This window comes from Brenneria sp. L3-3C-1 (assembly GCF_016456245.1).
Classification (GTDB): domain Bacteria; phylum Pseudomonadota; class Gammaproteobacteria; order Enterobacterales; family Enterobacteriaceae; genus Brenneria.
The window spans coordinates 437,027-450,233 of sequence record NZ_JAEMHF010000002.1 but is presented as its reverse complement, the minus strand read 5'-3'; the positions used below and the strand labels follow the sequence as shown (position 1 = coordinate 450,233).

The window sequence follows — 13,207 nt, the reverse complement described above, 5'->3', positions numbered from 1 at the left end:
CCGGCGTTCGCCGGCTCAATATCACTGTTGATGCGTGATGATGTTGGGGATGGTGTCATCCTTGCGCAACGTCATTATCTCGCAGCCGTTTTCGGTTACCACGATAGTATGCTCGTACTGCGCTGACAAGCCGCGATCTTTGGTTTTTACCGTCCAACCGTCTTTCATGGTGCGGATACGATAATCACCGGTGTTGACCATCGGTTCAATGGTAAAGGCCATACCGGCCTGCAAAACCACACCGCCGTCGTCCGCATCGTAATGCAGCACCTGCGGCTCTTCATGGAATCCTTCACCGATGCCATGACCGCAATACTCACGGACAACAGAAAAGTTGTTCGCTTCGACGAATTTCTGAATGGCTTTACCCAGAGAACGCAAGCGGATACCGGGCTTAACCATGTTCAACGCCAGATACAGGCTTTCCTGCGTAATGCGGCACAGGCGTTCGCCAAGAATGGTGGGTTTGCCGGCGATGAACATCTTCGACGTGTCGCCGTGAAAACCGTCTTTGATCACGGTGACGTCAATATTGACGATGTCGCCATCTTTCAGGATTTTCTCTTCGCTCGGAATACCGTGACACACCACTTCATTGACGGAGATGCACACGGATTTAGGAAATCCGTGATAGCCCAGACTGGCGGAGATCGCATGTTGTTTGTTGGTGATGTGATCGTGACAGATTCTGTCGAGTTCGCCGGTGCTGACGCCGGGTACGACGTAAGGTTCGATGATTTCCAGTACTTCGGCCGCCAAACGACCGGCTACGCGCATTTTTTCTATATCTTCAGCAGTTTTGATTGATATTGCCATTAATGTTGTCCGCAGGTGTCGTGTTAAGACACGAAAAATTAAGGTCGTTAAATAACTAGTAACGTATGTTATCAGCCCTATCGCCGGCTTGCCAAATTATCATTCTGCCGCTATGGCACGAAAAGCAACAAAAGTTGGTGTCTGTGGGGGATTTATGATATAAAGCGCGCCGACGATCCGGCTAGATGTTTTTGCATGATATTTGGCCGCATCGACTAAACTCACTTTGTGTATATAACACACACGTGTCGGCACGTTCGCCGGGGTGCTCCAACGGTATTTCACCTGAGGAGTCGGCGCAATGGGACACGTGGAGGCTTAACCCCATACTTAATTAATAGAGGTAATCATGGCAACTGTTTCCATGCGCGATATGCTCAAGGCTGGCGCACACTTCGGTCACCAGACCCGTTACTGGAACCCGAAAATGAAGCCGTTCATCTTCGGCGCTCGTAATAAAGTGCACATCATCAACCTTGAGAAAACCGTACCGATGTTCAACGATGCGCTGGCTGAGCTGAGCAAAATTGCTTCTCGCAAGGGCAAAATTCTGTTCGTTGGTACTAAACGCGCAGCAAGCGAAGCGGTAAAAGACGCTGCCAACAGCTGCGATCAGTTCTTTGTGAACCATCGCTGGCTGGGCGGGATGCTGACTAACTGGAAAACCGTTCGTCAGTCCATCAAACGTTTGAAAGATCTGGAAACGCAGTCTCAGGATGGGACTTTCGACAAACTGACCAAGAAAGAAGCGCTGATGCGCACCCGTGAACTGGACAAGCTGGAAAACAGCCTGGGCGGTATCAAGGATATGGGCGGTTTGCCAGACGCATTGTTCGTTGTTGATGCCGATCACGAACACATCGCAATCAAAGAAGCCAACAACCTGGGTATCCCGGTATTCGCTATCGTTGATACCAACTCCGATCCGGATGGCGTTGACTTCATCATCCCTGGTAACGATGACGCCATCCGTGCAGTTAGCCTGTACCTGAGCGCTGTTGCGACCGCCGTTCGTGAAGGCCGTTCTCAGGATCTGGCTGAACAAGCGGAAGAAGGCTTAGTAGAAGCTGAATAATAAGACTGGCTCTGTCGAGCCCTTATTAACCAGGTATTGAGATATGTTGGTTAGGGGGCCTGTTAAGGCCCCTTTTTTACTTATCTCCCCGCGAGATAACCGAGGAAAAGATAATGGCTGAAATTACCGCTGCCCTGGTAAAAGAACTGCGTGAGCGTACTGGCGCAGGCATGATGGAATGTAAGAAAGCGCTGGTTGAAGCGAATGGCGACATCGAGCTGGCTATCGACAACATGCGTAAATCCGGCCAGGCGAAAGCTGCCAAGAAAGCAGGCCGTGTTGCCGCTGAAGGTATCATCCTGACTAAAATCGCCGCCGATGGAAAATATGGCGTCATCGTTGAACTGAACTGCGAAACCGATTTCGTGGCTAAAGACGCCGGCTTTAAGGCTTTCGGTGAAGATGTGGTTGCCGCAGCGCTGAACGAGCGCATCACCGATGTTGAAGTCCTGAAAGCGAAGTTCGAAGAACAGCGTACGGCGCTGGTGGCTAAAATTGGTGAAAACATCAATATCCGCCGTATCGCGATTCAGGAAGGCGACGCGCTGGGTTCATACCTGCACGGCGCGCGTATCGGCGTAATGGTTGCAGCAACCGGCGCCGATGAAGAGCTGATCAAGCACATCGCCATGCATATCGCCGCCAGCAAGCCGGAATATGTTAAAGCTGAAGAAGTTCCTGCCGATGTGGTCGCCCGTGAGCACCAGATTCAGTTGGATATCGCGATGCAATCCGGCAAGCCGCGTGAAATCGCAGAAAAAATGGTTGAAGGCCGTATGCGCAAATTCACCGGTGAAATCTCCCTGACCGGTCAGCATTTCGTTATGGAACCGAGCAAAACCGTAGGCGATCTGCTGAAAGAGCATAAAGCCGACGTAACCAGCTTCATCCGTTTTGAAGTGGGTGAAGGCATTGAGAAAGCTGAAGTTGACTTTGCTGCTGAAGTTGCCGCAATGAGTAAGCAATCTTAATCATAAAAAAAGGGCCGCCAGTTGGCGGTTCCTTTTTATCCAGCCAAAATAAATTCAGCGCATTTATTCGCGGTTCGCATTCTGATGAATAGCGGTAAGTGTGACAAACAACTCCCAATACGATGACAGCCTGTAGGACAAGAACACCATGGCAACCAATGCAAAACCCGTATATCAACGAATTCTGCTCAAGCTGAGTGGCGAAGCTTTGCAGGGAACCGAAGGTTTTGGTATCGATGCGAGCATTCTGGATCGCATGGCGCAGGAAGTAAAAGAACTGGTTGAGTTGGGCATTCAGGTCGGCGTGGTTATCGGCGGCGGCAACCTGTTTCGCGGCGCTGGTCTGGCTAAAGCAGGGATGAACCGTGTTGTGGGCGATCACATGGGGATGCTGGCGACGGTCATGAATGGTCTGGCGATGCGTGACGCGTTGCATCGCGCCTACGTAAACGCACGCCTGATGTCCGCCATCCCGCTGAATGGCGTGTGTGATAATTACAGCTGGGCGGAAGCCATTAGTCTGTTGCGCAATAATCGCGTAGTGATTTTCTCCGCAGGGACGGGTAATCCTTTCTTTACGACCGATTCGGCTGCCTGTCTGCGCGGTATCGAAATCGAAGCCGACGTGGTGCTGAAGGCGACAAAAGTGGATGGCGTTTATTCCGCTGACCCGGTACAGGATCCCGCTGCGGTATTGCATGAAACACTGAGCTATCAGGAAGTGTTGGAGCGTGAGTTAAAAGTGATGGATTTAGCCGCTTTTACTCTGGCGCGCGACCACAACTTGCCTATCCGGGTTTTCAACATGAACAAACCCGGCGCGTTGCGTCGCGTGGTCATGGGCGAGAAAGAAGGGACGTTGATCAGTAATAACGGATAATCCTGAAAATGGGGTAAGATATCCGTCATTAAATGGTTATATATCGCCAGCTATATGTTGGTATAAATTATTCACCGGGCCGTGCTTGATGTATGGCCTGTCAGGCAACCAGTTTTCAAGGGTTCACAACGTGATTAATGAAATCAGAAAAGATGCTGAAACGCGCATGGAAAAATGCGTAGAGGTTTTCAAAAATCAGATCAGCAAAATTCGTACTGGCCGCGCTTCACCCAGCATTCTTGACGGTATTCAGGTCGAATATTACGGCAGCGCCACGCCGCTGCGCCAACTGGCTAACGTGGTGGTGGAAGACTCCCGCACGCTGGCGATTACGGTATTCGATCGTTCCCTCGGCCCGGCGGTTGAAAAAGCGATCATGTCGTCCGATCTGGGGCTGAATCCTTCGTCTGCGGGTTCTGTCATTCGTGTTCCGCTGCCTCCGCTGACGGAAGAACGTCGTAAGGATCTGATTAAGGTCGTGCGTGGCGAAGCGGAGCAGGGGCGTGTGTCCGTGCGCAACGTGCGTCGTGACGCCAACGATAAGCTGAAAGCACAGCTTAAAGATAAAGCGATCAGCGAAGATGAAGAACGCCGCGCTCAGGAGGATGTGCAGAAACTGACTGATAGCTATATCAAAAAAGTCGATGCCGCGCTGGTAGAGAAAGAAGCGGAGCTGATGGATTTTTAATCCACCTCGTTTTGATAGCGTCGCCGGAGAGTGGGGTGCGTTTCGCATTCCGCTGTCCGGCGGCGCTTTGTTTTTAATGAACCCACTGTTGCGGGCCAGCTCCGTGTTGGCCGGTGAACTCGTTTGTTATGAATGTCGTAGACATATCACGGCAATCGTCTCAGACTAGTCTCTATAATCAAATCCAGTTATTCAGAGCATTGTAATGAAGCGACTGACAATTCTTGGCTCGACCGGTTCGATTGGCGTCAGTTCGCTGGCGGTGATTAAGGCAAACCCAGACCAATTTGCGGTGAAAGCATTATCGGCGGGGCATAACGTCGAGCGAATGCTGGAGCAGTGCTTAACCTTTCGACCGGCCTATGCGTCAATGGCGGATGAAGCTTCCGCCAAATTATTACGTCAACAGCTAGCGCAATACGGCTGCCGGACTGACGTATTATCCGGTGAGCAGGCGGCATGCGAGCTGGCCGCACTGGATGATGTCGATCAGGTGATGGCGGCCATCGTCGGCGCCGCCGGTCTGCTGCCGACGCTGGCCGCCATCCGCGCCGGCAAACAGGTGTTGCTGGCGAATAAAGAGTCGCTGGTAACCTGCGGGCGCCTGTTTATGGATGCGGTGGCCCAAAGCAGCGCCCAACTGTTGCCTATCGACAGTGAGCATAATGCGATTTTTCAGAGTTTACCTGAGCAAATTCAGCGCCAGTTAGGCTACTCTTCTTTAGAACAGTATGGCGTCGAGCGTATTATTCTCACCGGATCCGGTGGGCCGTTTCGCGAAACGCCGCTAGAAACGCTGACGGGCATGACGCCCGATCAGGCTTGCGCGCACCCTAACTGGTCGATGGGACGTAAGATTTCAGTGGATTCCGCCACTATGATGAATAAAGGGCTGGAATACATTGAGGCGCGCTGGCTGTTCAACGCATCCGCTGAGCAGATGGAAGTGATCGTCCATCCTCAGTCAGTGATCCATTCCATGGTGCGTTATGTTGACGGCAGCGTGCTGGCTCAGTTGGGATCGCCGGATATGCGTACGCCGATTGCTCATGCAATGGCTTACCCCAATCGGGTGGTGTCAGGCGTGAAAACCCTGGATTTTTGCCAGTTGGGCGCCTTGACCTTTTCTGCGCCGGACTATCAGCGATATCCTTGTTTACAATTGGCGATTGATGCCTGTAATCACGGTCAGGCGGCGACCACGGCGTTGAATGCCGCCAATGAAATCGCGGTCGCTGCATTTTTACAGTCACGAATTCGTTTCACAGACATTGCCGCTGTTAATCAGCGCGTGGTTGAGCAACTCGCATTGCCGGAGCCGGTAAGCGTGGATGAAGTTCTGTCTATCGATCTATGGGCCAGGCAGACCGCGACACAGACGCTAATGCGTTATAGCTAATGTATTCCGTGGCGCAATTTGTTCATGGGGGGTTGAGATGGTATAGTCTGCGCCGCTCAACAACTGGCTTAGCGATGTTTTTTGCGCCGGTGGTGAAGTTAAGCCGTGATCGTTCACGGCTTTTTTGCGCTGACAGCGTCTGATGTTACGGAAGGACTGTTGTATTTCTTGTTTGAGGAAATAAGTACGCGTTATGCCGTCCGATAATCAAAAAAGTGCTAATAATCTGTCATTCGCTGGGCCTCGGCATGTCGCCATCATCATGGATGGAAATGGCCGCTGGGCTAAAAACCGGGGAAAACTGCGGATTTTCGGCCATCAGGCCGGCGTGAAATCCGTACGCCGGGCGGTCAGTTTTGCCGTCAGCCATGAACTTGATGCGTTAACGCTTTATGCGTTCAGCAGCGAAAACTGGAATCGTCCCGCGCAGGAAGTCACCGCCTTGATGGAACTGTTTGTCCGGGCGCTGGACAGTGAAGTGAAAAGCCTGCATAAACACAACATTCGCTTACGCATCATCGGTGATATCAGCCGTTTTAGCCTGCGTTTACAAGAGCGTATCCGTCGCTCGGAAGCGCTGACACAAAATAATCAGGGGCTGACGCTGAATATTGCTGCGAATTATGGCGGCCGTTGGGATATCATTCAGGGCGTACGACGGCTTGCTGAGCAGGTACAAGAGGGAACATTGCGTCCTGACAGTATTGATGAAGATTCATTATGCCAATATGTTTGCCTGAATGAACTGGCTCCGGTTGATCTGGTGATCAGAACCGGTGGCGAACATCGGATAAGTAATTTCCTGCTATGGCAAATTGCGTATGCCGAGCTTTATTTTACCGATGTCCTTTGGCCTGATTTTGATGAACATGTCTTTGAAGGTGCGCTGAATGCATTTGCACAACGCGAGCGTCGCTTCGGGGGAACAACACCTATCGATGCGGATGCATCCTAGGGGGAACTTTTGCTGAAGTATCGCCTGATTACAGCTTTAATTTTAATTCCGATTGTTATCGCAGCACTGTTTTTGTTGCCCCCGGTGGGCTTTACGCTGGTGACGCTGGCTGTTTGCATGTTGGCCGCCTGGGAATGGGGACAACTTGCCGGGTTCGCCTCCTATGGTCAGCGGCTTTGGTTGGCTATTCTGTGCGGTTTTTTGCTGGCGCTGATGTTGTTGACGCTTCCGGCGTACCATTATTCGATACATGTACCGCAAGTCAGCGCCGCGCTCTGGGTTTCTCTCGCCTGGTGGCTGATCGCGCTGTTTCTGGTTCTGTTCTATCCCGCTTCCGCAGCCTTATGGCGCCATTCGCGTGTTCTGCGTGTGGTCTTCGGGGTCGTCACGATCGTTCCTTTTTTCTGGGGGATGGTCGCCCTTCGTCAATATAATTATGATGTGAATTCTTTTATCGGCGCCTGGTGGCTGTTGTATGTCATGCTGCTGGTGTGGGGAGCGGACAGTGGCGCCTATATGTTTGGAAAATTGTTTGGCAAGCGTAAACTGGCGCCGAAAGTTTCTCCGGGGAAAACCTGGGAAGGTCTAATCGGCGGGCTGATCACCTCAGCCGTGATTTCCCTGCTGTTCAGCCGTTATGCTCCTTTGACCGTTGCGTCATCGACGCTGCTGGTCTGTTCCATTGTGGCGGTGTTGGCGTCGGTGCTGGGTGATTTGACCGAAAGCATGTTCAAACGCGAAGCCGGCATTAAAGACAGCAGTCATTTGATCCCCGGACACGGCGGCGTATTGGACCGTATTGATAGCCTGACAGCAGCCGTACCGGTGTTTTCCTGCCTGATGCTGTTGATATTTAAAGCCGTTTAGCATGAGACGTTAGAGACTATTTATGATGAATTTCCTCTGGAGCCTGGCCGCATTTATCATCGCATTGGGGATATTGATCACCGTGCATGAGTTTGGCCACTTCTGGGTAGCTCGTCGTTGCGGCGTTAAAGTCGAGCGTTTTTCCGTCGGTTTCGGTCGGGCATTGTGGCGCCGCCGCGACCGGCTCGGCACTGAATATGTTATCGCCCTGATTCCGCTTGGCGGTTATGTCAAAATGCTTGATGAGCGCGTCGATAGCGTCGCGCCGGAATTTCGTCATCAATCATTTAATAGCAAAACCGTCTGGCAGCGCGCCGCTATCGTCAGCGCGGGGCCTATCGCCAATTTCCTGTTTGCCATCGTCGCGTATTGGCTGGTGTTTATTATCGGGGTGCCGGGCGTTCGTCCCGTGGTTGGTGAAATATTGCCCAACTCTATCGCATCGCAGGCTGAAATGTCGGCAGGAATTGAACTAAAGTCGGTTGACGGCATCGAAACGCCTGACTGGGATACGGCGCGTCTGGCCCTGATCGGCAAAATCGGCGACAGTGAAGTTGTGATTGGCGCTGCGCCTTTAGGCTCCAATCAGGTAGTGCGCAAAACGCTGGATCTGCGTGACTGGCAGTTTGAGCCGGACAAACAGGACCCGGCGACCTCGCTGGGGATGGTTCCCCGGGGGCCGCAGATTGAAGCCGTGCTTGCTCAGGTACAACCCGGGTCGGCGGCAGAAAAAGCGGGTTTACAAGTCGGGGACAGGATCGTTAAAGTCGGCGGGCAGGTTTTAACGCACTGGCGGTCTTTTGTTACGGCGGTTCGCGACAATCCCGGTCAAAATATTGCGCTGGATATTGAGCGAGGCGGTGTAACATTGCCCCTGACCTTGACACCCGACAGCAAGTCGGTAGGTAATGGCGGGACGGAGGGGTTTGCCGGCGTAATGCCGACGGTGACGCCGCTGCCTGAGGAATACAGAACGGTACGTCAGTATGGGCCGTTTAGCGCCATCTATCAGGCAACAGATAAAACCTGGCAATTGATGAAGTTGACCGTCAGTATGTTAGGCAAACTGGTAACGGGTGATGTTAAGCTGAATAACCTGAGCGGTCCGATCTCGATTGCTCAGGGCGCAGGAATGTCAGCGGATTACGGATTGATTTACTACCTGATGTTTTTGGCCTTAATCAGCGTCAATCTGGGGATCATCAATTTGTTCCCGCTGCCGGTATTGGATGGTGGACACCTGCTCTTTCTTGCGGTTGAAAAACTGAAGGGCAGGCCGGTTTCTGAGCGTGTGCAGGACTTTAGCTACCGCATCGGTACGGTGTTGCTGATGTTGTTAATGGGACTCGCACTTTTCAATGATTTCTCTCGCCTTTAGGCGTGAGATTAGGTTAGGAAAAACGCATAACAACGATGGCGATGAAAAAGTTGCTCATAGCGTCGCTGCTGTTTAGCAGCGCCACCGTATACGGTGCAGACGGGTTCGTAGTGAAGGACATTCATTTCGAGGGCCTGCAACGGGTTGCCGTCGGGGCGGCACTACTCAGTATGCCAGTGCGTGTTGGTGATACCGTCAGTGATGATGATATCGGTAATACCATCCGCGCTTTGTTCGCTACCGGAAATTTTGAAGATGTCCGTGTCCTGCGCGATGGCGAAACGCTGATCGTGCAGGTCAAGGAGCGTCCGACAATCGCCAGCGTGACCTTTTCCGGCAACAAGTCGGTAAAAGACGACATGCTGAAGGAGAATCTGGAGGCATCCGGCGTGCGGGTCGGTGAAGCGCTGGACCGTACCGCGCTTTCCAGCATTGAGAAAGGGCTGGAAGATTTCTATTACAGCGTCGGCAAGTACAGCGCGTCGGTCAAAGCGGTCGTCACGCCGTTGCCCCGTAACCGCGTCGATCTGAAGCTGGTGTTCACCGAAGGGGTGTCCGCCAAGATCCAGCAGATCAATATCGTCGGCAATAAAGCATTCAGTTCCGATGAGCTGATCTCCCGTTTCCAACTGCGCGACGAAGTGCCGTGGTGGAACGTGGTCGGCGATCGCAAATATCAGAAACAGAAACTGTCCGGCGACCTCGAAACGTTGCGCAGCTTTTATCTGGATCGCGGTTACGCGCGGTTCAACATTGATTCCACTCAGGTTAGCCTGACGCCCGATAAAAAGGGCATCTACATTACGATTAACCTGACCGAAGGCGATCAATATAAACTGTCCGGCGTAGCCGTTAAGGGCAACCTGGCCGGCCATTCCGCGGAAATCGAAGGGTTGACGAAAATTGAGCCGGGTGAACTGTATAACGGCGCGAAAGTCACCCGCATGGAAGAAGACATCAAAAAGCTGTTGGGCCGTTATGGTTATGCCTATCCGCGCGTGGTGACTCAGCCTGAGATCAACGACGCGGATAAGAGCGTGAGGCTGAATATCAACGTTGATGCCGGCAACCGCTTCTATGTCCGCCGCATCCGTTTTGATGGCAACGACACCTCCAAAGACTCGGTGCTGCGGCGTGAAATGCGCCAGATGGAAGGCGGCTGGTTAGGCAACGATTTAGTCGAGCAGGGCAAAGAGCGGCTGAATCGACTGGGCTACTTTGAAAGCGTCGATGTAGAAACCCAACGCGTTCCCGGTACGGCCGATCAGGTGGATGTGACTTATAAAGTCAAAGAGCGCAACACCGGGACGTTTAACTTCGGCGTGGGCTTTGGTACGGAAAGCGGCGTCAGCTTCCAGGCCGGGGTTCAGCAGGATAACTGGCTGGGAACCGGTAATTCCGTGGGCATCAGCGGGACGAAAAACGACTACCAGACCTATGTCGAGCTGTCGCTGACCGATCCGTACTTCACGGTGGACGGCGTCAGCCTCGGCGGCCGTATCTTCTACAACAAGTTTGAAGCCTACGATGCGGATCTGTCTGACTACACCAATACCAGCTACGGTATCGGCAGTACGTTAGGCTTCCCGATCAACGAGAACAACTCGCTGCGTTTAGGCGTGGATTACGTCCATAACGACCTGTCGGATATGTTGCCGCAGGTGGCGATGTGGCGCTATCTGGATTCCGTCGGTGTGAATCCGGAAGTGGTCGCGGAAGGGAACAAATCCAGCGCCGATTTCAGCGCCGATGATTTCTTCCTGAATACCGGCTGGACTTACAACAATCTGGATCGCGGCTATTTCCCGACCTCGGGCACCCGCGCTTCCGCCAACGCCAAAGTCACCATTCCCGGTTCGGATAACGAATACTACAAGCTGACGTTTGATTCCGCGACTTACGTTCCGCTGAGCGAAAATCGTAACTGGGTGCTGATGGGGCGCGCCCGGGCCGGCTATGCCGATGGTCTGGGCAGCAAAGAAGTGCCGTTCTACGATAACTTCTATGCCGGCGGTTCGAGTACGGTGCGTGGCTTCCAGTCAAATACCATCGGGCCTAAAGCGGCATATTATAAATGTTCGACTCCGCTGCCAGGTTCCTATGCAAACTGTCCTATAGATTCAACTAATCTGGACGATGCGGTCGGCGGTAACGCCATGGCGGTGTTGAGCGCGGAATTGATTGTGCCGACGCCGTTTATCAGCGAGAAGTACGCCAACTCGGTGCGTACGTCGTTCTTCGTTGATGGCGGTACGGTTTGGGATACCAACTGGGAAAACACCACGGAAACCATCGCCGCGGGCGTTCCTGATTACAGCAAGCCGGGTAATTTCCGTATTTCCAGCGGTATCGCCCTGCAATGGATGTCTCCGCTTGGGCCATTGGTATTCTCTTATGCCCAGCCGGTTAAAAAATACGATGGAGACAAGTCGGAGCAGTTCCAGTTTAATATTGGCAAAACCTGGTAATGTAACGTCGGCAGATCGTATGCAAGACAAATCGCATAGCGGATATAGGCTGAGAGGCTGATAATGCTATGCACATTGAATGTGTATAAGACACAAATTAGGTTAGGTTGAGGAGTTTATAGTGAAAAAGTGGTTGTGTGCCGCAGGCCTCGGTTTAGCATTGGCTGCTTCAGCCAGCGTTCAAGCTGCTGACAAGATTGCCGTTGTTAACGTATCCAGCATTTTCCAACAGTTGCCGCAGCGCGAAACGGTCGCTAAGCAGTTGGAAAATGAATTCAAAGGCCGTGCTTCCGAACTGCAAACGATGGAAACCAGTTTGCAGACCAAAATGCAAAAGTTGCAGCGTGACGGTTCTACCATGAAAGCGAGCGAGCGCAGCAAGATGGAAAAAGACGTTATGGCGCAGCGCGAGCAGTTCTCCACCAAAGCGCAGGCTTTTGAGCAAGACAATCGCCGTCGCCAGATGGAAGAACGTAACAAAATCCTGACCCGTATTCAGGATGCAGTGAAATCTGTTGCCAGCAAAGAAGGTTATGATGTGGTGATCGACGCTAACGCCGTCGCTTATTCCGCCAATGCCAAAGACATTACTGCCGACGTGCTGAAACAGGTTAAATAATTCATGTATTCGATTCGACTGGATGCGTTAGCACAACAGTTGGATGCGCAATTACACGGTGATGGCAGTCTTGTCATCACCGGTATTGCTTCTATGCATTCAGCGAAATCAGGGCAGATTACCTTTCTGTCCGACAGTCGCTATCGTGAGCAACTGGCGCAGACGCAGGCCTCCGCCGTCGTACTGACGGAAGCGGATTTACCTTACTGTCAGGTTGCGGCGCTGGTGGTGAAAAACCCCTATCTGATCTATGCGCGTATGGCGCAACTGATGGATACCACGCCGGCTCCCGCTACGGATATCGCGCCCAGCGCGGTTATTGCTTCTGATGCGACGTTGGGGCAACAGATTTCCGTCGGGGCGAATGCCGTCATTGAATCCGGTGCGCAACTGGGCGATGGCGTAATCATCGGCCCGGGCTGTTTTATCGGCAAGAATGCCCGTATTGGCGCCGGCACCCGGCTGTGGGCCAATGTAACGGTTTACCACAGCGTTGAAATTGGCGAACAGTGCCTGATTCAATCGGGAACGGTTATCGGTTCCGACGGCTTTGGCTATGCCAACGATCGCGGCAACTGGATCAAGATCCCGCAGTTGGGCACGGTCAGAATCGGCGACCGGGTCGAAATCGGCGCAAGCACCACCATCGACCGCGGCGCATTGGATGACACCGTCATCGGCAACGGGGTGATCATTGATAATCAATGCCAGATTGCGCACAACGTGGTGATTGGCGACAATACGGCCGTGGCCGGCGGCGTCATTATGGCCGGCAGCCTGAAAATCGGTCGTTATTGCATGATCGGTGGAGCCAGTGTGATCAACGGTCACATGGAGATCTGCGATAAAGTCACGGTGACTGGAATGGGCATGGTAATGAGGCCGATCACCGAACCTGGGGTATACTCTTCGGGCATTCCTTTGCAACCCAATAAAGTTTGGCGTAAGACCGCCGCGCTGGTGATGAATATTGATGATATAAGCAAACGGTTAAAAGCCGTTGAACGAAAAGTCGATAATAGCTAATCACTGGGGTTTCCTTATTTGCGGCCTGCCTGAAGATCCCCTTTTTTAGGATCTGAGCAGGCCGT

General features: G+C 52.6%; 12 protein-coding genes. 11 read left to right on the top strand and 1 reads right to left on the bottom strand.

The window, feature by feature from the left end:
* Nucleotides 1-21: 21 nt before the first annotated feature.
* Entirely contained in the window at nt 22-816 is a 795-nt protein-coding gene (gene map / locus JG725_RS08485; RefSeq protein WP_172289620.1) for a type I methionyl aminopeptidase, read from the bottom strand.
* 349 nt (nt 817-1,165) lie between these two features.
* Here map and rpsB point away from each other — a divergent pair, with 349 nt between their 5' ends.
* From rpsB to lpxD, 11 genes are all read left to right on the top strand, one after another.
* Nucleotides 1,166-1,891 (top strand): 30S ribosomal protein S2, encoded by a 726-nt coding sequence (gene rpsB / locus JG725_RS08480; RefSeq protein ID WP_172289621.1) that lies wholly within the window; start codon nt 1,166-1,168, stop codon nt 1,889-1,891.
* Between the two features lie 113 nt (nt 1,892-2,004).
* Nucleotides 2,005-2,862, top strand: a complete 858-nt coding sequence (gene tsf, locus JG725_RS08475; protein ID WP_172289622.1) for a translation elongation factor Ts — start codon at nt 2,005-2,007, stop codon at nt 2,860-2,862.
* A 148-nt stretch (nt 2,863-3,010) separates the two neighbouring features.
* Entirely contained in the window at nt 3,011-3,742 is a 732-nt protein-coding gene (pyrH, locus tag JG725_RS08470; RefSeq protein ID WP_172289623.1) for a UMP kinase, read from the top strand.
* 130 nt (nt 3,743-3,872) lie between these two features.
* On the top strand, nt 3,873-4,430 hold the full coding sequence (frr, locus tag JG725_RS08465) for a ribosome recycling factor (protein ID WP_172289624.1): 558 nt from the start codon (nt 3,873-3,875) through the stop codon (nt 4,428-4,430).
* Between the two features lie 205 nt (nt 4,431-4,635).
* Nucleotides 4,636-5,829 carry a 1-deoxy-D-xylulose-5-phosphate reductoisomerase gene (gene ispC, locus JG725_RS08460; protein WP_199377574.1) on the top strand — a complete coding sequence of 398 codons (1,194 nt, stop codon included), beginning with the start codon at nt 4,636-4,638 and terminating at the stop codon, nt 5,827-5,829.
* A 193-nt stretch (nt 5,830-6,022) separates the two neighbouring features.
* Nucleotides 6,023-6,784, top strand: a complete 762-nt coding sequence (gene ispU / locus JG725_RS08455) for a (2E,6E)-farnesyl-diphosphate-specific ditrans,polycis-undecaprenyl-diphosphate synthase (RefSeq protein ID WP_172289626.1) — start codon at nt 6,023-6,025, stop codon at nt 6,782-6,784.
* A 9-nt stretch (nt 6,785-6,793) separates the two neighbouring features.
* Nucleotides 6,794-7,651 carry a phosphatidate cytidylyltransferase gene (gene cdsA, locus JG725_RS08450; protein WP_172289627.1) on the top strand — a complete coding sequence of 286 codons (858 nt, stop codon included), beginning with the start codon at nt 6,794-6,796 and terminating at the stop codon, nt 7,649-7,651.
* Between the two features lie 22 nt (nt 7,652-7,673).
* Entirely contained in the window at nt 7,674-9,029 is a 1,356-nt protein-coding gene (gene rseP, locus JG725_RS08445; protein WP_172289628.1) for a sigma E protease regulator RseP, read from the top strand.
* 35 nt (nt 9,030-9,064) lie between these two features.
* On the top strand, nt 9,065-11,497 hold the full coding sequence (gene bamA, locus JG725_RS08440; protein ID WP_199377573.1) for an outer membrane protein assembly factor BamA: 2,433 nt from the start codon (nt 9,065-9,067) through the stop codon (nt 11,495-11,497).
* Between the two features lie 121 nt (nt 11,498-11,618).
* Nucleotides 11,619-12,116, top strand: coding sequence for a molecular chaperone Skp (gene skp / locus JG725_RS08435; RefSeq protein WP_172289630.1), 498 nt, complete (start codon nt 11,619-11,621; stop codon nt 12,114-12,116).
* A 3-nt stretch (nt 12,117-12,119) separates the two neighbouring features.
* Nucleotides 12,120-13,142 (top strand): UDP-3-O-(3-hydroxymyristoyl)glucosamine N-acyltransferase, encoded by a 1,023-nt coding sequence (gene lpxD / locus JG725_RS08430; protein ID WP_199377571.1) that lies wholly within the window; start codon nt 12,120-12,122, stop codon nt 13,140-13,142.
* Nucleotides 13,143-13,207: the final 65 nt, after the last annotated feature.